18 protein-coding genes are annotated in these 18,823 nt (G+C 60.9%); 14 read left to right on the top strand and 4 right to left on the bottom strand.

The window, feature by feature from the left end:
- Nucleotides 1-4 precede the first annotated feature (4 nt).
- From HXW87_RS28415 to HXW87_RS28385, 7 genes are all read left to right on the top strand, one after another.
- Nucleotides 5-1,588, top strand: coding sequence for a phenylalanine aminomutase (D-beta-phenylalanine forming) (locus HXW87_RS28415; protein WP_182401489.1), 1,584 nt, complete (start codon nt 5-7; stop codon nt 1,586-1,588).
- Nucleotides 1,585-2,646 (top strand): histidinol-phosphate transaminase, encoded by a 1,062-nt coding sequence (locus tag HXW87_RS28410; RefSeq protein WP_239778220.1) that lies wholly within the window; start codon nt 1,585-1,587, stop codon nt 2,644-2,646. The genes HXW87_RS28415 and HXW87_RS28410 overlap by 4 nt, the downstream gene beginning before the upstream one ends.
- 42 nt (nt 2,647-2,688) lie before the next feature.
- The gene (locus tag HXW87_RS28405; RefSeq protein WP_047296767.1) at nt 2,689-3,429 is read left to right on the top strand and encodes an alanyl-tRNA editing protein; all 741 of its coding nucleotides are present in this window, start codon (nt 2,689-2,691) and stop codon (nt 3,427-3,429) included.
- A 25-nt stretch (nt 3,430-3,454) separates the two neighbouring features.
- The gene (locus HXW87_RS28400) at nt 3,455-4,354 is read left to right on the top strand and encodes a hypothetical protein (RefSeq protein WP_239778219.1); all 900 of its coding nucleotides are present in this window, start codon (nt 3,455-3,457) and stop codon (nt 4,352-4,354) included.
- A gap of 139 nt (nt 4,355-4,493) precedes the next feature.
- Nucleotides 4,494-5,876, top strand: coding sequence for an FAD-linked oxidase C-terminal domain-containing protein (locus HXW87_RS28395; protein WP_239778216.1), 1,383 nt, complete (start codon nt 4,494-4,496; stop codon nt 5,874-5,876).
- 38 nt (nt 5,877-5,914) lie between these two features.
- Nucleotides 5,915-7,150 carry an ATP-grasp domain-containing protein gene (locus HXW87_RS28390; protein WP_239778214.1) on the top strand — a complete coding sequence of 412 codons (1,236 nt, stop codon included), beginning with the start codon at nt 5,915-5,917 and terminating at the stop codon, nt 7,148-7,150.
- Nucleotides 7,147-8,331 (top strand): MFS transporter, encoded by a 1,185-nt coding sequence (locus HXW87_RS28385; protein ID WP_239778213.1) that lies wholly within the window; start codon nt 7,147-7,149, stop codon nt 8,329-8,331. The genes HXW87_RS28390 and HXW87_RS28385 overlap by 4 nt, the downstream gene beginning before the upstream one ends.
- Here HXW87_RS28385 and HXW87_RS28380 read toward each other — a convergent pair.
- The gene (locus HXW87_RS28380) at nt 8,314-9,258 is read right to left on the bottom strand and encodes a LysR family transcriptional regulator (RefSeq protein ID WP_239778211.1); all 945 of its coding nucleotides are present in this window, start codon (nt 9,256-9,258) and stop codon (nt 8,314-8,316) included. The genes HXW87_RS28385 and HXW87_RS28380 overlap by 18 nt on opposite strands.
- A gap of 222 nt (nt 9,259-9,480) precedes the next feature.
- On the opposite strand from HXW87_RS28380, the gene HXW87_RS28375 reads away from it, so the two are divergent.
- The 4 genes from HXW87_RS28375 (at nt 9,481) to HXW87_RS28360 (ending at nt 13,973) form a co-directional block, all read left to right on the top strand.
- On the top strand, nt 9,481-10,971 hold the full coding sequence (locus HXW87_RS28375) for an aldehyde dehydrogenase (protein ID WP_239778209.1): 1,491 nt from the start codon (nt 9,481-9,483) through the stop codon (nt 10,969-10,971).
- A gap of 377 nt (nt 10,972-11,348) precedes the next feature.
- Entirely contained in the window at nt 11,349-12,335 is a 987-nt protein-coding gene (locus tag HXW87_RS28370) for an ABC transporter substrate-binding protein (RefSeq protein ID WP_047296750.1), read from the top strand.
- A gap of 10 nt (nt 12,336-12,345) precedes the next feature.
- The gene (locus HXW87_RS28365; protein WP_041065113.1) at nt 12,346-13,149 is read left to right on the top strand and encodes an ABC transporter permease; all 804 of its coding nucleotides are present in this window, start codon (nt 12,346-12,348) and stop codon (nt 13,147-13,149) included.
- Nucleotides 13,137-13,973, top strand: coding sequence for an ABC transporter ATP-binding protein (locus tag HXW87_RS28360; protein WP_239778208.1), 837 nt, complete (start codon nt 13,137-13,139; stop codon nt 13,971-13,973). Before HXW87_RS28365 ends, HXW87_RS28360 begins: the two co-directional genes overlap by 13 nt.
- 109 nt (nt 13,974-14,082) lie before the next feature.
- Here the strand turns inward: HXW87_RS28360 and HXW87_RS28355 are convergent, their stop codons facing one another.
- Together HXW87_RS28355 and HXW87_RS28350 are read right to left on the bottom strand one after the other, a co-directional pair.
- Nucleotides 14,083-15,162, bottom strand: a complete 1,080-nt coding sequence (locus HXW87_RS28355) for an endonuclease/exonuclease/phosphatase family protein (protein WP_239778206.1) — start codon at nt 15,160-15,162, stop codon at nt 14,083-14,085.
- A 74-nt stretch (nt 15,163-15,236) separates the two neighbouring features.
- Entirely contained in the window at nt 15,237-15,911 is a 675-nt protein-coding gene (locus HXW87_RS28350; RefSeq protein WP_047296744.1) for a YciC family protein, read from the bottom strand.
- A gap of 178 nt (nt 15,912-16,089) precedes the next feature.
- On the opposite strand from HXW87_RS28350, the gene HXW87_RS28345 reads away from it, so the two are divergent.
- The 3 genes from HXW87_RS28345 (at nt 16,090) to HXW87_RS28335 (ending at nt 18,213) form a co-directional block, all read left to right on the top strand.
- Nucleotides 16,090-16,848, top strand: coding sequence for a DUF2076 domain-containing protein (locus HXW87_RS28345; protein WP_239778204.1), 759 nt, complete (start codon nt 16,090-16,092; stop codon nt 16,846-16,848).
- A 244-nt stretch (nt 16,849-17,092) separates the two neighbouring features.
- Nucleotides 17,093-17,572 carry an NYN domain-containing protein gene (locus HXW87_RS28340; protein ID WP_041065128.1) on the top strand — a complete coding sequence of 160 codons (480 nt, stop codon included), beginning with the start codon at nt 17,093-17,095 and terminating at the stop codon, nt 17,570-17,572.
- A gap of 35 nt (nt 17,573-17,607) precedes the next feature.
- A complete protein-coding gene (locus HXW87_RS28335) occupies nt 17,608-18,213 on the top strand; it encodes a 3'-5' exonuclease (protein ID WP_239778202.1) in 606 nt (201 codons plus the stop codon).
- A 144-nt stretch (nt 18,214-18,357) separates the two neighbouring features.
- Here the strand turns inward: HXW87_RS28335 and HXW87_RS28330 are convergent, their stop codons facing one another.
- Nucleotides 18,358-18,810, bottom strand: coding sequence for an Lrp/AsnC family transcriptional regulator (locus tag HXW87_RS28330; protein WP_041065134.1), 453 nt, complete (start codon nt 18,808-18,810; stop codon nt 18,358-18,360).
- Nucleotides 18,811-18,823: the final 13 nt, after the last annotated feature.

Below are 18,823 nucleotides of genomic sequence, written 5' to 3'. Positions count from 1 at the left end.
AAAGATGACGATTCAGGAAAGAAACTTCACGTCGGATAGCACGTTTGTACTGACCCCCGGCGTGGATGTCAGTCTCAAGGACTTGATCAGGTATTCCCGGCCCGGGGCAAAGGTGGTCGCTTCGCAAGCCACCCGGCAACGGGTTCAGGCATCGCGAGACGCCCTGGAAAATCTGGTTGCACAAGGCGCGGTGATTTATGGGGTGAACACCGGGATGGGTGGTTTCGTTGACCATCTGGTGCCCATCGACAAAGCCCACGAGCTTCAATCGAACCTGATTCAGGGCGTCTCGACCAACGTTGCCGAGCGGTTCCCGGACAGTGTGGCGCGAGCCACCATGTTTGCGCGGATCGTATCGCTGTCCCGTGGCAACTCGGCACTTTCGCTGGAAAATTTCGACCGCTACATCGCCATTTACAACGCCGGCCTGATCCCGGAAATCCCGAGCAAGGGCTCGTTGGGGACCAGTGGCGACCTGGGGCCGCTGGCGGCGGTTGCGCGGATGCTGACCGGAGACGGTCATGCCTACCTCGACGGTGCCCGGATTCCGGCGGCGCAAGCGCTCGAGCAATTGGGCCTGGCGCCGCTGCACCTGAGTTACAAGGAAGGGCTGGCGCTGATCAATGGCACCTCCTGCATGGTCGCGGTGGCGGCGATGAATGTGGTTGAAGCCCGGGAACTGCTCGAACAATACACGTCGATCTCGGCCTTCTCGTTTGAAGCGCTGCAGGCTCGGGTACGTCCTTTCCATCCGGATGTTCACCAGTTGAAACCGCACCTGGGCCAGCAAAAAATTGCCGAGGCCATCTGGGCCGATCTGCAAGGCTCGGAACTGGCGATTGACGATCTTGAACTCTCTTCGCAATTGAGCGCCCTGCGCACCGACCAGGTACGCCAGGAAGACATGCCCATCGAAGATGCCTATTCCATTCGCTGCACGCCGCAAATCCTCGGGCCGGTGCTGGAGACCATCGAATTTGTCGAGCGTGTGGTTGGCAACGAACTGAACTCGTCCAACGACAACCCGTTGATCACCCCTGAAAACGGCGAGGTTTTTCACAATGGCCATTTTCATGGGCAATACATCGCTTCGGCCATGGACTACCTGACGATCTCCATCATCACCCTGTGCAATCTTTCGGATCGGCGGATCGATCGCTTCCTGACCAAAGCCAACAGCAATGGCCTGCCGTCATTCCTGTGCGCGGAAAACGGTGGCCTGCGTTTCGGCCTCATGGGCGGGCAATTCATGTCGGCGTCGCTGACGGCAGAAAACCGTTCGCTGGCCACCCCCGTCTCGATCCAGACCCTGACCACCACCGGCGATTTCCAGGACGTGGTTTCCTTCGGCCTAGTCGCCGCGCGCCGGGTGACCGAAGTGCTGCAGAACACGCGTTACGTTCTCGCGTTTGAACTGATCTGTGCAGCCCAGGCCGCCGATATTCGCGGCAACGCCAGACTCGGGCCGAAGGGCCGCGCCTGGCATGCGCGGGTGCGTGAACACATTCCGTATCTGGATCGGGATGTGGCGTTGACCGCTTACCTGGAAGCGCTCGTTACCCAGGTACTGGGAGGGCACAGCCGATGAGTTCGTCGGGAAAGGGTGACCTGTTGGCAACGGCGATCACTGAGCCGGTGCGGCTGCATGCCAACGAAAATCCGCTGGGTGCATCAGGCCTGGCCCTGGAGCTGTGCGCCTCGATGCCGACGCTGCTCAGCGAATACCCCGAAGTCACTTACAAGTCTCTGCGCCTGGCAATCGGCGAGCGCTGGCGCATTGATCCCGAGCGCGTCGTGGTGGGCGCCGGTTCGGACGAACTGATCGACATTGCGTTGCGTAGCCTGTTGAAGCCCGGCAGTCGCATCGTGACGCAACAGCACTGCTTCAAGATGTACAAAATCCGGGCCGCGTTGCTGGGGGCCGACTACAGCGAGATGACCCCGGATGCCAGCGGCGACTATGAGGCGGCATTGCAACTTGCTCTTGAGCAAAAGCCCGACGTCGTGGTGCTGGTCAATCCGTCCAATCCATTGGGCGACTATCTGTTGCCCTCGCAGCTGTTATCGCTGGTGGCGCTGATTCCACCCGGCACGACCGTCATCATCGACGAAGCGTACGCAGAGTTTGCGCCGGATCGGGAAAACACGGCTGGCATTCAGATCGTCAACAGCCGGGAAAACGCGATATGCCTGCGCACGTTTTCCAAGGCCTACGGTATTGCCGGCCTGCGCCTTGGCTGGGCTTATGCGAGCGGCGATCAGGTGCCGGCGCTGCAAGCGCGGCGTGCGCCGTACAACGTCAGTTCGTTTTCCGCCCTGGCAGGCGAATACGTCCTGCAGGACGGCGATCATCTGGACAACACGGCGGCGTATTGTCAGGCGTGGGGGCAGGAGCTCGTGAGCCTGTTCAAGTCCTGCGGCATTGAAGCCAGAAGCCGCTACGTCAACTTTGTTTTCGTCGAGTGCGTCACCGCGCCACGCTGCCAGGATTTGCATCAGCATCTGGAAAGGGAAGGTTTCCTGACGTCCCGGTTGACCGACTATGGTCTTGAGACGTGTCTGCGGATCTCCTTCGGCAACCAGGCGCAGATGACCCGGTTGCGCGCTGTACTGAAGCAAAAACTGCAAACCCTGGAACTTGCCTGAGGCCGGCAGGGCAAGATCAGTGAAACCTTGACTGAGGTAAAAATGAGCCAGACGCTGACGTTGTTTCACGCTGAACCCTACTTGAAGCAACTGGACTGCCGAGTTGATCGACTGGCGCGCGACGACGCCGGTCTGCCTTTCGCACTCCTCGGCGAAACCGTGTTCTACCCCCAGGGAGGCGGGCAACTGGGCGATCGGGGGGTATTGAACATTCCGCTCGCCGGGGAGGGTGAAGCACTGCGCACGCTGGAGATCGTCGCGACGAAAAAACGGGACGATCAGATCAGGCATTACCTGAGCATTGACGACGAAACGTTCGCTGACCTGCAGACGCGGGTGAGCGACCGGCAGGCGACCGCCACGCTGGATTGGTCATTGCGATATCATCAGATGCGGGTTCATTCGGCGATGCATTTGATTCATTGCATGCTCGAGCGGACGCTCGGGCGAGCGATTGCGCATCCGGTTCGTTCGCCGCTGAGCGACGAGGGTGGCGAGAACCAATACGAGTTTGTCGGTGAGTTCGACGAAGACAGTCTGAGGCGCGCAACAGATGCCTTGAACGAGTTTTGCTCTGCAAGTCATGAGATTCGTACGGAAGCGGATACCCGCCAGGGACAGGGATTTCGTTGGTGGCAATGCGAAGACTGGTCAATCCCCTGTGGGGGCGTTCATGTGCGTAATACGCAAGAAATAGGCGTGGTGACTTCCAGTATGAAGATCAAGAAAAACACGACCAGAGTGCTTGTCACTCTGTCGGCAGAGGCGGAAGAGCTTGGATAGCAAACGTGCGTTTGGCGCATTTCTCATGCAGTTTCGAATCGACGCGGGGCATCTGAAGATCTCCACGTTTCTCGACGAGGTCAATATTCCGTTCTCGGCCAATTACTACCGCGACGTCGAGGCCGGAAGGAAATACCTGAGTATCGATGCTGCGGTCGAACTGCATGATCACCTTGGCATCGACGCGGCCAGCAAAGCCAGTTTTGATTATTTCTGGCACTACTTCAGGGATTTGTTGCCGGCGGACGTCCACGAAATGTTGTTCGGCAAAGGCGTCGAGGTGACCGATCTCACTTCGCGCCTGGAACTGCGCGAACACGACTCCAGAATCTTGCGCCGGGCCCTGAGCCTGAGTCGCTACGAGCGTGAGTTCATTGTCACCGAAGAGGTGATCGCCGCGTTCGAGGCGCAATTCGAACTGCTGCCATTGATGACGTATCTGTACATGGTCGACAGCGCCTCAGTGGCGGAGATTCAGCTGGTGTGCCAGCAGATCGGTCTGGCTTATGACCGGGACACTGAAGCGTTCCTGAACCTGGTCTCCAAGCCGCGCGCAACGCCGGATGACCCGTTTGTCCGGCATGCACCCACGTTGAGGATGCCCAGGACGGTGGATGCGTTGAAGTTGAAGGATCAGTTCCTGCGCCATGAAGTGGACCGGTCGCTGCTCAAACCGGAGAAGAGCGAATACTTCGATGTTTCAGGCTCTTTCAAATACAGCTCGATGGTGACACTCAAGGACGCCGAAATAGAACAGATTCAGGACCGTCTGGTGGACCTGTTCTCGGTCATCGAAGTGCATAACAAGTCTGGCCGTCAGCTGGAGGATTCAGGCGCACAGCCTTATTTCTTCGGGCTGGTGGTTTCCGGGCGTCCGGAGTACGACGGGCGCGCGGCCCGCGTCGGTGAAAAAGACGAGGAGTGAACAGCTGCCGGGCGCTTCGCCGCTTCGGTGTGGCATGGCCCGGCAAGAACCAACCGTTCACAGGAGTGCGCGGACAGTACAGAAAACGGGGCGCAGAACCGCAAACCGGCCGTCATCAGTCAGAACAGGGATGAGATGAATGAATGCTCCAGTCGTAGAAAAACTCCGTCAGTTGTTCGGCGAACGCTTGAGGCTCGAACAGGGAATCCGGCAACAGTTCTGCCAGGCGCCTCCCGGCATCGAGCTGAGTCCCCCCGATGCGGTAGTGACCGTTCGCAGCGAAGACGAAATCATTCAGGTCGTGAAGCTTTGCCGTGAGTACGGTGTGGCGCTGATCCCGTCGGGTGCGCGTTCGTCCCTCGAAGGGCAGATCAATGCGCCACAGGGTGGCGTCTGCGTCGACTGCTCGGAAATGAACGCGATTGTCGATGTGAACGTCACCGACATGACCGCCACGGTTCAGCCGGGCGTTACCCGCGAGCAACTCAACAGCCACTTGCGTGAGACCGGACTGTTCTTTTCCGTCGATCCTGGCGCCAACGCTTCCATGGGCGGAATGGCGGCGACCCGTGCATCGGGGACCAACTCGGTGCGCTACGGGACCATGGCCGGGAATGTCAAAGCCGCACGCTGGATCATGGCGGACGGCTCGGTCGCCGCCATTGGTTCCCGCGCGCCCAAATCGGCCATGGGGCTGGATCTGCTGGCGATTGCCATCGGTTCAGAGGGCACTCTGGGCATCTTCAGCGAACTGCAAGTGCGCCTGCATCCGGTGCCCGAGGCCATTGTTGCCGGTGTCTGTTCGTTCGATTCGGTGGATAACGCGGTACAGACGGTGGCCAGTGCCCTGGGCCAAGGACTCGCGATCGCCCGGATCGAGCTGCTGGATGCCACGGCGGTGCGTGCGTGCAATGCCTATTCTGCGGCACTGGGGCTGGTGGAAACGCCGCATCTGTTTCTGGAGTTTCACGGCGACCGGTCGACGGTCGCCAGCAGTGTCGAGCTGTTCAAGGATTGCGCCGGCGAGTACGGCGGGCAGGTCAGGATCTCCGAGCGCCTTGAAGAACGCACGGCCCTGTGGAAAGCCCGACATGACGCCTGGTGGGCCTTTCACGCTTTCTACAAAGGCCGCAAGGGGCTGGCCACCGATGTCTGTGTCCCGTTGTCCTGTCTGAGTGCCTGCATCAGCGCCACGGCCGCCGACATTGCGGCCTCCGGTCTTGATGCGCCGCTTATCGGCCATGTCGGTGACGGTAATTTTCACCTGCTGATCATGCTCGATGAAGGTGAAGACGAAAGTGCGGACATTCAGGCGTTCCTCAGCCGGCTGTCGAGTCGCGCGTTGTCGTTCGGCGGCACCGTCAGCGGCGAGCACGGGGTAGGGCAGGGAAAACTGAAGTGGATGTCGGCGCAACACGGCGCAGCGCTGCAGTTCATGAGGGCCATCAAATCGGCCCTGGATCCGGACAACCTGTTCAACCCCGGCAAGATGTATCAATCGTTTCGGGTTGACGCTCGATAACGGTCGAATTTTTGTTTTTAAGGATGGATGTGAAAGATATGGATCATATTTTGATAGTGGGCATCAACAAGGTCTCCATCAAGTACGTGTGCGAGGCGATCCGCGGTGCGGGCTTCGAACCGATACTGTCCGTTGACCCCTCGGGTTTTCATGGCGCGGCGAAAAACGTGTTCGAAGGGATCACCTGCATTCCTGCCTTTACCGACAGGGTCGCGCTGTCCGCTTACCTGAACGCCCATCCCGCACTGGTTGGCGTGATTCGCAGCATCACGACATTCTTTGACGAGTTGTTCCCGGTCGTATCCGCGATTGCCGAAGAATTCGGCTTCAAGGCGCCGCCTGAGGTGTTTGCCCGGCTGTCCTCCAAGGGCTTCGTCGGCCGCTTGATCCCGGAACATGTGCCCGCCGAGACCTGTGTGTCGCTGAGCGATGGCGACGTGATCATTCCCTGGCTGACACCCGGGCAACAAAACGATGTGGTGCTCAAACCCTCGGTCGGCTCTGGCGCGGTGGCCACCACCCTGCTCTCGATTGCACCGGACGCTGACCCTGGCGCAGTAATCCGCGCCGCCATCCTGAACAGCGGAATCGACGACCCGCAAGACACTGCCTGGATTGTCCAGGCGCATTGCGCGGGTGATCTCGTCAGCCTGGAAGGCTTTGCCCAGGAGGGGCGGGTGGTCTTCCTCGGACTGTCGAGGCGCGACCGAGTGGGATTCACGGAAGTCGCCAACCAGTTCCCGGCCGACGCCCGCATGGCCTTGCCCGTGCGGGCGAAAATCGAGAAGGCGGTCCGCGATCTGATTGCCCGTTCAGGGTTCGACAATGGCTTCTTCCATTGCGAGTTCATTGCGAACGACGCCACGGCTTATCTGATCGATGCCAACATGGGGCGCCTGGGCGGCGCGAGCATCGTTGAACAGATTGCGCTGGCCTACGATCTGGCGCCAGCGACCGTCCTGCAGCACGTGGCGCTGCTGCCACTGGGCTTGCTGGAGGCTGCGCTTGAATACCAGCCGGTCGAATCTTGCCGCCAGACCCTGAGCTACTGGTACTGCCTGGATCACGAAGCCGTCGTGCATGACTGGGAGATTCCGCCGATGGCTTCCATTCACACGCCCATTGCCAACGTCGGCAGCGTGATCCAGCCCATCGGCACGTCCGACTACGCCTGGGTCGGCATGCTCACCGGCTATGCCGATGTCGTCGCGCGCGAGATTGGCCAGGTACGTGTCCTGACCGATCGCGGCCCTAGAAGCCCGGTATTCAAATGATTTACTTCGTCCGGTTTCTTTCGTCCGCGGCCTGGAGCTGTTTTTATCCGTTCATGGCCATTTGGCTCAATGCCTCCGTGGGTCTCAGTACCAGTGCGGCGGGGATCGTTGTCGGGTTCGCGATTGTCTCCAACCGCATCGGCGCATTGGCTTTTCAGGGCATGCTGGACAAGGTCGAGCGACGCCGGGAAATAGCCCTGGCCTTGTTCTGTGTGGCGGTGGCGGCGCTATTGATGCTGGTCACCGCCGCGATGGGCATTACCAACGTGTTGATCTGGGTCGTACTGGTTGTGGTGTTCGGTGTCTCCAATTCGATCGCCACGATCTCGCAGATTTCCTACATCGTGCAGTACTTTCGCGAGGGCGAGCACGAACGCGTGCTCTCTTACGAGAATGTTGCGGCGAACGCAGGGGCCGGGGTCGCGCCGTTCGTGGCGTCGTTGATTCTTGCCGGCACCGGTTACTGGTTTGTCGCCCTGCCGCTGTTGTTGGGCGTGCTGGCCACGGCTTCCACGCGGCTGATTCCGCAGGTGGCGCGTAGTGCAGGCGTGGCGTTTGCCGCGCGTGCTTCCACGCTGGGCGAAACCGAGGCATCGCCCAAGGTGGTGGCGTTCATGGCGATCAACTTTCTGACCATGATCGGCTATGCGCAGTTTTATTACGTGTTCCCTACCTATGCCACCGAGCGCTTTTCCAGTGAACTGGTCGGCGTGCTGTTTCTGGTGGCCAGCGGGATCATCATCTTCAGCCAGGTTTACGTGACCTCATTCGCGCAGCGTGTCTCGCGGTTGTGGCGGGTCATCGTTTCCAATCTGTTGATCGGCGCGGGCTGCCTGCTGTTGATCATTTCGTCACAGGCGCAGGCGATCCTGTTTGTCGTGGTGGTGTTTATCGTGATCGGCGAGATGATCTGCGGGCCGCTGTACCAGGCTCAGGCCGTGAAGATCTGGCGCGGGCGCAGTTCCGTGGCGATGGCCGTGCAGACCTGTGTCTGGGGCGCTGCCGAGGCTACCGCCGCCGTGCTCGGCCTGTTGGCAGTGGCCAACGAGCTGAGCTTCATGTCGTTTCTGTTGGGGTTTGCCGCCTGCGTCATCGCCGCCGTGGGCGCCTGGGTATCGATTGCGCTCAAACGCCCGTTGATCGGCATCGATGTGGAACAGCGCTCAGTCCCGATTGCCTGATGGCTCGGTGCGGCAGGCAGCGGTCTTGGCGGTCAACTGTTCGCGACAATAGTCGGCGAACAGCTGTGCCGGTTTGGTCAGTTGCCCGCGCTTGAGCCACGCGGCGACCAGACCTGAGCCGGTGACGTCTTCGACGATGTCCACGCACACCACTTTCTTGCCGTCATAGGTGCATTCCGAGTGGGGCCGGGTCACCAGGATCGAGAAACCGAAACCCTGACCGACCATGCCCCTGACCATCTCGATCGACGGCGAGCTGAACTCGATGCGCGGGGTCAGGCCCAGTTCTTCGAACAGGCTGACGAAGTAGGTTCGGCTTGGCTGCACGTCGAGCAGAATCATCGGCTCCAGACACAGATCGCGCAGCGACACTTGCTTGTACTGGGCGAAACGGTGGTCGGCCGGCAATAGCGCATACGGCCGTTGCGCCGGCATCAGCGGCTCGGTCTGGATGGTGGCATCGAGTTCGTGTTCATAGAGGATCACCAGGTCGAAACTGCCCGAGGTCAGGCCTTGCACCAGTTCCTGTTGCTCGCCGTCGCGGATGCGGATTTTCACGCCCGGATACAGCGTGGAAAACCCGGCGATCAATTGCGGCAGGTACAACGGCGCGACGGTTTCGAAGCAGCCGATGTCGATCTGTCCGGCGATGATGTCGTTATCGGCGAGGGCGTTCTGCTCGAACTCCCGAGCCATGCGCAGCAGCTCCTGCGCCTTGCGAAAGAACCGTGCACCGCTCGGCGTCAGGGATACGCCCTGAGCGTGATGGCGGATCAGCAGCTGCACCGCGAAGCTGTCTTCCAGACCTTTGATCGCCGTAGAGATCGCCGGTTGTGCGATGTACAGCTTGCGCGAGGCTTCGGCAACGCTGCCGCATTCGACGGTGGTGATGAAGTATTTCAACTGACGCAAATTGTAGGCGGCCACGGCAAACCTCAGGACGAGCGGACTCGACTTCCAAGCAATTTGTGCGCCGCCGCGTCCGCTGCGCGACGTTGTTCTTATCCTTGAACCTTAGTCATCCACAGCGGTTTTGGGGAAACCGATTGAGCAGTTTTTTCATTGCCTGCGAAGACATTTTTACTAATTTTCGCCCGTCCGGGCCTGCGCCACCATCGACTGCACAATAACGTCCAAGGAGCATTCGACGTGTTCGAACTTGCAGAGTGGCAGCGCCAGGCCGGTGCCTTGAAGTTTCCCGATCGAGCCGTGATCAACGGCCAGCATTGCGCCGCGCAATCGGGGCAGACGTTCGCCGCGATCAATCCCGCCACCGGCCAGTTGCTGGCCAATGTCGCGGCCTGTGGCGAGGCGGATGTGGACGCGGCGGTGCGTAACGCGCGACACGTGTTCGAGGCCGGCATCTGGGCGCAACGCCCGCCCGCCGAGCGCAAGCAAGTGCTGCTGCGCCTGGCCGAGCTGTTGATGGAGCATCGTCAGGAGCTGGCCCTGCTCGACTCGCTGAACATGGGCAAACCGGTGATGGACGCCTACAACATTGATGTGCCGGGCGCCGCCGGGGTGTTTCGCTGGTACGCCGAAAGCCTCGACAAACTCTACGACCAGATCGCTCCCGGCGCCGTCAATGTGCTGGCGACCATTACCCGTGAAGCACTGGGTGTGGTGGCAGCGGTGGTGCCGTGGAATTTCCCGTTGGACATGGCCGCGTGGAAGCTTGCGCCAGCGCTGGCAGCGGGTAATTCGGTGATCCTCAAACCGGCCGAGCAATCACCGTTTTCGGCATTGCGTCTGGCCGAGCTGGCACTGGAAGCGGGCCTGCCACCGGGCGTGCTCAACGTGTTGCCGGGGCTTGGCGAGCAGACCGGCAAAGCCTTGGGCCTGCACGCGGATGTCGATTGTCTGGTGTTCACCGGCTCGACGCAGGTCGGCAAATATTTCATGCAGTACTCGGCGCAATCCAACCTCAAACAAGTGTGGCTGGAGTGCGGCGGCAAGAGTGCCAATCTGGTGTTCGCCGATTGCCGGGATCTGGACCTGGCGGCGGAAAAAGCCGCGTTCGGGATCTTCTTCAATCAGGGCGAAGTGTGTTCGGCCAACTCGCGACTGTTGGTCGAGCATTCGATTCATGATGCGTTTGTCGAACGCCTCAAAGCCCAGGCCGAACGCTGGCTGCCGGGTGATCCGCTCGACCCGCAAAGCCGCGCCGGAGCGATCGTCGATCACCGGCAGACGGCGAGCATCATGCGCGCCATCCGCGAGGCCGGGCAGGCGGGTGCGAGCCTGGTGTGTGGCGGTCAGCAACGGCGCTTCAACGGCTCGGACAACTTCATCGAGCCGACGATCTTCACCGGCGTGAGTGCCGACATGGCGTTGTTTCGCGAAGAGGTGTTCGGCCCTGTGCTGGCGGTGGTGCCGTTCGATGATGAAGACGCGGCGGTGCGCCTGGCCAACGACAGTGTGTACGGGCTGGCGGCGTCGCTGTGGACCGATGATCTGCATCGCGCACACCGCGTGGCGCGAAGGCTGCGGGCGGGCACGGTATCGGTCAATACCGTCGATGCGCTGGACGTGACCGTGCCGTTCGGCGGCGGCAGGCAATCGGGCTTCGGCCGCGACCTGTCGCTGCACTCGTTCGACAAATACACCCAGTTGAAAACCACCTGGTTTCAGTTGCGCTGAGACCGCGTAGACCCTATCGCTGGCAAGCCAGCTCCCACAGGTTTTGTGGTGTCCACCCATTCCGGGTACACCAACGATTACTGTGGGAGCCGGCTTGCCAGCGATGGCATTCTCCCAGGCAGTGAAAATTCCTGGCTTGCACCGACCGTGAGCATCCCTGCCAACCCCGCGCTTTTGCGGTGCACGCTAAGCAGTTTTTTCATCATTTGCTGCCAACAATTTCCTGATTTTCCTCAGCCCGCACATGGGCCACCATCGATCTTGCCAGCCCGGTGGTTCACGCCAGCGTCCAGCAGAGACCGCAGTGTGGATTCACATCATTGGTGCTGGCCGTACTGCCCATGACAAAACTAAATCAACAGCGTCGGGAGTGCTCCATGATCAAGTCCTTGTGTCTCCGTCTCACCCATCCACTGGCGATCACCGCCCTGGCGGCCACGGTCGCGACCGGCGCGCAGGCCGGCACCTTGTCCATCGGCCATACCACCTGGGTGGGTTATGGCACGCTGTATCTGGCTCAGGACCTGGGCTATTTCAAGGAAAACGGCCTGACCGTCGAATTGCCGGTGGTCGAAGAAGCTTCGATGTACATGGCCGCACAGGCTTCCGGACAACTCTCCGGTTCGGCGTCGACCATCGACGAAGTGCTCAAGTACCGGCCGCAGTTCTGCTTCAAAGCCGTGGCGGCACTGGATGACAGCCATGGTGGCGACGGCGTGCTGGTGGGCAAGGACGTGAAGTCGTTGCAGGAACTCAAGGGCCAGGCCGTGGCCGTCAACGAAGGTTCGACCTCGCAGTTCTGGCTCTCCTATCTGCTGAAAAAGAACGGCATGAAAATGAGCGACATCACCGTGCAGAACATGACTGCCGACGATGCTGCCACCGCGTTCATTGCCGGTCGCGTGCCGGCCGCCGTGACTTGGGAACCGCACCTGTCGATGGTGCGCGACAAGCAGCAGGGCAAAGTGCTGATCGACAGCAGCAGTACGCCCGGGGTGATTGTCGATGTCGTGGCGCTCAACTGCACGGTGATCGAGAAGCAGCCCGAAGACGTCAAGGCGCTGGTCGCCGGTCTCTACAAAGCGGTGCAATACACCAAGGACCATCCACAGCAAGCCTACGAAATCATGGCCAAGGGCGTCGGCGGTTATCTGTCCGATCCGAAGGAACTGGCTGCTGCAGCGCAAGGCGTGCGTTTCTACGATCAGGCCATGAGCGAGAAGCTGCTGGGCAAACCGGGCGCGCCGGGTGACAGCGCACCGCTGATCAAACTGGCCAACGAAACCGCCAGCGAATTGCAGGGCAAACCCTACAACGTCAGTAACGACGATCTGGTGGATAACCGTTTCGTCAGCCCGCTCTAGGAGACTGGTCATGTTCAAGCGCAATTCATGGCTGAGTCGCTGCATCACACCGAAGACCGGCTTGCCGGTGCCGGTGGTATGGAGCGCCAGTGGTCTGGCCTGGGTGTTGCTGGTCGGGCTGTGGGCCGGGCTGTCCTACGGCGGCATCGTCCCGGGGATGTTTCTGCCGACGCCCGGCGCGGTGGTTGAAGCCGCCGTGCGCCTGAGCCGCGACGGCACCCTTGGTACCCATGTGTGGGCCAGTGTCGAAGTGGTGATGGTCGGGTTCATCGTCTCGTCGCTGGTGGCGGTACCGCTGGGCCTGCTGATGGGCAGCTTCCGCATCGTCCAGGCGTTTCTCGAACCGCTGGTCAACTTCATCCGTTACCTGCCGGTGACCTCGTTCGTGCCACTGTTCATCCTGTGGATTGGCATCGGTCTGGAGCAGCGGGTATCGGTGATCATCTTCGGCGTGTTCTTCCAGCAACTGGTGATGATCGCGGATGTGTCCAAGGGCATCTCCAAGGACCTGATCAACGCCTCTTACACGCTCGGTTCCAACCGCCGCGACGCGGTGCTGCATGTGATCGCCCCGGCCTCGGTGCCCGGCGTGCTCGACACCTTGCGCGTGACCATGGGCTGGGCCTGGACCTATCTGGTGGTGGCCGAACTGGTCGCCGCGTCGAGCGGCCTCGGTTACCTGAGCCTGAAAGCCATGCGCGGTTTTCAGGTCGACGTGATTTTCCTCGCCATCGCGATCATCGGCCTGCTGGGGCTGGTCACCGATCAACTGTTCCGCTTTCTCCGCCTGAGGGTTGCCGCATGGGCTCAGTAACTGCCGCCAATCATCGCTTTACCGAATCGCGCGCTGCGGCGCCGCAAGCCGCCCCGCGCCTGCAAGTGGACAAGGTCAGCCTGCGCTACGAAAAGCCTGATGGCGGTACGTTCACGGCGCTGGAACAGGTGTCGTTCGAGGTGCCGGATCAGCAGTTCGCGGTGCTGGTCGGGCCGTCAGGTTGCGGCAAATCGAGCCTGTTGTACCTGACCGCCGGCCTCGCCGAGCCAACCTCAGGCGAGATCTACGTCGGCGGCCAGCAAGTGCAGGGCCCCGGTGCCGATCGCGGCATGGTGTTCCAGAGCTACACGCTGTTTCCGTGGCTGACGGTGCGGCAGAACGTCGAGTTCGGCCTCAAGCGGCGCGGCATGCCGGCGGCGCGGCGCAAGGAAATTGTCGATTACTACGTCAACGAAGTCGGGCTTGCCGGGTTTGCTGACAATTACGCCAAGCAACTCTCGGGCGGGATGATGCAGCGCGTGGCGATTGCCCGGGCGCTGGCCAACGACCCGCAGATTCTGCTGATGGACGAACCGTTCGGCGCCCTCGACAGCCAGACCCGCCTGCAAATGCAGCAGTTATTGTTGCGGGTGTGGGGCAACAGCAAGAAGACCGTATTGTTCGTCACCCACGATATCGACGAGGCGATCCTGCTGGGCGACCGGGTCTATGTCATGGGCGCCAAACCGGGGCGGATCAAGCAGATCCTCGACGTGCCGATCGAGCGTCCGCGCTCACTGGACATGGTCATGGAGCGCTCGTTTATCGACATGAAACGGGAGATTTTCGGGTTGTTGCATGACGACCTGGAAGAAGTCCATTGATCGCATGAGTCCCCTGTAGGAGCTGCCGCAGGCTGCGATCTTTTGATCTTATCCTTGAAAAAGTCAAAAGATCGCAGCCTTCGGCAGCTCCTGCAGCGGTAATTGGTGATCAGGGAGCAGCGGGCAGCAGAAACCGCGCAATCACCGGCAGATGATCGGAAATGCGCAAGGTATCGTCCTGGCGCACGCTCGCTTCGACCCGTTTGATTTTCGGACTGTAGAACAGGTAGTCGACGGTGCGATCCGGACCGTTGAGGCCGGGGTCGTTGGGGTAGTGGGTCAGCCAGTGGGCGCGGTCGACGCCGCAGGCCTCGTTGTTGGTCGGGATCATCGGGTACTTGTCCCATAACAGGTGCAGGGCGCTGTCGATGGAATAAGGCGTGCGCTGCTCGGCGGGCAGGCGTTGATACTGGCCCAGCGGCAACAGGTTGAAGTCACCGCCGATCAGCCACGCCAGGCCCTGGCTCTCATACTTGTCGAGCATCTTGGCCACCGCCGACACTTGCGCCTGCAAGGTGTCGTCGGGTTGGCTGGCGCGATCCAGATGGGTGTTGAATACCGTCAGTTGCCCGCCGTCACTCAGCGGCAGCTTGGTGGCGAGCAACGCATCCTTGGGTGCGAACTGTCGAGCGATGATATTCGCCGGCGGCACCGGTAATTGCAGGCGTTCGGCGTGTTCGATGCGGTAGCGGCTGAGGGTCGCCAATTGCCGGCCAACGCTGCCGAAAATATGCGGGTCGGGAACGAAATCGGCCTTCCAGTCGAACGCGTGAGCGCTGCACGGGTAGAGGTCGGTGACCCGTTCCTGCAGCAACTTGAGCTGGTTCTGGTAATCACTGGCCTTGGCGCCGTCATCCAGTTCCTGCAGCAGCACCACGTCGGGCTGCTCGTCCCGGATCACCCGCGCCACCTCGTCGAGGCTGAAAGCCATGTCTTCCGGGGTTGGCGCTTCGTCGGTGCCTTGGGCGAGGTCGTTCCAGAACACGTAGCGCTTGCCCGCCAGGTACTGCACGTTCCAGGTCATGACTTTCAGTGCCTGCCCGGGCACCAGTGTCGGTGGGGTGCCGGTGCAGGTGACCGGCAAGGTTTCGCGCGCGCCGGGGCGCCAGGTCAGGCTGTAGATCAGCCCGCCGATCAGGGCGATGGCGAGCACAATCAACAATAGGGAGTAGCGCAGCAGACGGGGCATGGCTCGGCTTATCGCGTTACAAAAGTGCTTGCGAGCATACCCGACCGCAGACGCTTGGCCCAAGTCTCCTGAAGTCAGACTGCTCCGCTACGTTTGTCAGGCAATTCGCTGATCAGCATGAACAGGCGGAACAGCACCACGCTGGTGAACAGCTGCAGGAAGCTGTGCGCACTGTCGATCAGTACCGCGATCAGCGGATTCTGTGGGTCGGGGTAGGCCGCCAGGGTCGCGCCCTTGAGCAGCCACAACGGCCCCATCACACACAGAATGCACAGCAGGATCCGCCAGAAATGCCCACGGGTCAGGCGCAGGCTTTCCTTCATCGCCTGCAACGGCCCCATACCGCGCAACACCAGCAGGTACTCACCAAATGCGAGCATGACCATCAGCATCAAGCCTGGCAGGAAATACAACGACAGCCCCAGCAGAATCAGCAAGGTATTGAGCGCCGTGAGCAGGGCGAAACGCGGCCACAGGCGCGCGGACATCGCCAGCAGATCGAGATTGCGCGGGGCTTCGCCACGGGTGCGGGCGTCGAGGAACAGGATCAGCGCGGCGGTGTACAGCGGATATACCAGCAGACCGACCACCACGCTGGCGGCGGAGAAACTGTCCGGGTCGGTGACGTGATCCACCACTTGCTGCAGCGCCGCCTCGAAGATCACCAGCGGCAGGCACAGCTGCACGATGCTGCCCAGGTGGCGTTTGAAAAAATACAGAGAGTCGCGCAGTACATCGAAGGCATTCATCAGTCGGTATCGCAGGTGGAAAACAGTGGCTCACTTTAACCGATGATGCGTGGGCCGACACAAACGTAAACATTCGGTAAAGGTCGTTGAAACATCCTGTCACTGCCTCCATTACAGAGGTGCGCCATGTCCGCAGTGGGCACGGGCAACGTTATCCCCGGCAATCTACGAGGTCGCCATGAACAGCGAAGAGCAAACCCTGATCGATGGACTGTTTTCCCGGCTGCAACAGGCCGAAACGGAGGCAGCCCCGCGTGACGCCCAGGCCGAGGCGCGGATCAAGGAACACCTGGCCCGCCAGCCAGCGGCAGGTTATTTCATGACCCAGGCGATTCTGGTGCAAGAGGCGGCCATCAAGCGCATCGACGAACAGAACAAGCAACTGACCCAACAAGTCCAGCAGTTGCAGGCTGAACTGCAAGCGGCCAAGTCCCAGAGTGTGGCCCCGGCGCCAAGCGGCGGTGGCGGTTTCCTGTCGAGCATCTTCGGCGGCAGCAGCTCGCGTCCGGCGCCGACCCAGAGCGCTCCGGCCTCCACCAGCGGCTGGCGTGAACCGGCACCGCAGCAGAACTACTCTGCGCCAGCGCCACAACAGAACTATGCCGCACCACCGCCCAATTACGCGCAGCAAGCCGCCCCGGCGGCGGGCAGCAGCTTCCTCGGCGGCGCCCTGAAAACCGCCGCTGGCGTGGCCGGTGGCGTGATGCTGGCGCAGGGCATCAGCAGCCTGTTCCATCACAACCAGCAGCCTGAAGAAATCGTTGAAGTGATCAAGGAAGAACCGGCGCAGGTGGCCGACCAGAGCGGCAACGACTGGGGCAATGACCAGCGTGTGGCCGATAACGGTTTCTCCGGCAATGACCAGGGCGGGTTTACCGACACGGACTACAGCGATGACAGCTCGTCGTTTTTCGATGACGACGATTCGTTCGTCTGAGTAATAAGCCGCCAGTATCAAACCTGTGGTGAGGGGATTTATCCCCGATGGAGTGCGCAGCAGTCCCATTTTCGGGGCCGCTGCGCTGCCCATCGGGGATAAATCCCCTCGCCACAGTCCACCATCCGTCTGGAGTGGTGGGTCGATTATTCGCGCCACCTTCCTGTGGGCTGGCATACTGAGCGCCTTTTTCGGGCCTGGCGCCTGATCCCGCTTCGTGCGCTATGCGCTCACAGGAATCCCGGTGAAAAAAATCGCAGTGTTCGCCGACGTGCAGAACCTCTACTACACCGTGCGTCAGGCCTATGGTTGCCATTTCAACTACGCCGCGCTGTGGGCGGATGTGAGCAAGCACGGGCAGATCGTCGAGGCCTATGCTTACGCCATCGATCGCGGCGACAGCAAGCAGCAGCAGTTCCAGCAGATCCTGCGCAACCTCGGCTTCACCGTGAAACTCAAACCCTACATCCAGCGCAGCGACGGCTCGGCCAAGGGCGACTGGGACGTGGGCATCACCCTCGACATCATGGACGCCGCCGACCACGTCGACGAAATCGTCCTGGCCTCCGGTGACGGCGACTTCGACATGCTGCTCGAACGCATCATCAGCAAGCACGGCGTACAGGCAGTCGCCTACGGCGTGCCCGGCTTGACCGCCAACTCGCTGATCCGCGCCGCCAGCCGTTACGTGCCGATCGAAGGCGCGTTGTTGCTGAAGAATTAAGCTGAAAAATTGATTTGAACGGAGTTGAACCCGGTTTGGAACGCATTGCAGTCATCGACTTTGAAACCACCGGCCTGTCGCCGAACAGCAACTGCCGCGCCACGGAAATCGCCGTGGTCATGCTGGAAAACGGCCGTATCGTCGAGCGTTACCAGAGCCTGATGAATGCCGGTGTGCGCGTCCCTGCGTTCATCGAGCAACTGACCGGCATCAGCAACGCCATGCTGCGTAGCGCGCCTGCGGCGGAGCGGGTGATGGAAGAGGTCAACGAATTCGTCGGCTGCACCCCGCTGGTGGCGCACAACGCTTCGTTCGACCAGAAATTCTGGGACTTTGAACTGGGACGGATCAAACGCACCCGTCTGCAGAACTTCGCCTGTTCACTGCTGCTGGCCCGGCGCCTGATGCCGGCGGCACCGAATCACAAGCTCGGCACCCTGACCACCTTCGCCCGCCTGCCACACACCGGCCAGGCGCACCGGGCCATGGCGGATGCCGAGATGGCGGCCAACCTGATAGCGCATCTGGCGCAAGAGCTGCGGCACAAGCATGGCGTGCGTGAGCTGAACCATGACCTGCTGTGCAAACTGCAGAAAGTCCCGGCAGCCAAAGTCAGCGAACACCTGCAGCGCTACCGCTGATCCCCAGCCCGACACAGCCCCCCTGTAGGAGCTGCCGAAGGCTGCGATCTTTTGATCTTGCTTTTAAAAGTCAAAGTCAAAAGATCGTCCGAACGCGGCCCGAACCTTCGGCAGCTCCTACAGTGGATTTGTGGTTGGCCCGAACTATTTGCCGTTGGCTTCTATATGGCTCAGCGGCACGCGCTTCTCGATTGCGCTGGACAACACGATCGAGGTCTTGCTGAAGCCAAACTTCGCCACGTGATTGATCAGTTCCTCCAGTTCGGTCATCGAGCCCACCGCGCCCTTCATCATCACGCATGGATCGCCGGTCACACGGAAGCACTCGGTCAGTTGCGGGATTTTCACCAGTTCGTCGTAGACCTTCTGGCTGCCGTTCTGGTGCAGGCGCAACTCGATCATGCACTGGATCGGCAAACCGATTTTCGACAGGTCGATGTTCGCCTGATACCCGGTGATCACGCCGGACGCCTCAAGCTTGGCCACCCGTTCGGCCACTGCCGGGGCGGACAGGTTCACCTTGCGCGCCAGATCGGCGTAGGACGCGCGACCGTTTTCCAACAGGGCGCTGAGCAGCATGCGGTCGTATTTGTCCAAGGCCGGACTCCTG

Origin of the sequence: Pseudomonas sp. Y5-11, assembly GCF_022368695.1 — a bacterium.
Taxonomy (GTDB): Bacteria; Pseudomonadota; Gammaproteobacteria; order Pseudomonadales; family Pseudomonadaceae; genus Aquipseudomonas; species Aquipseudomonas parakoreensis.
Note: the sequence above shows the minus strand (reverse complement) of the source record. Positions and strands in the feature narration are given on the sequence as shown.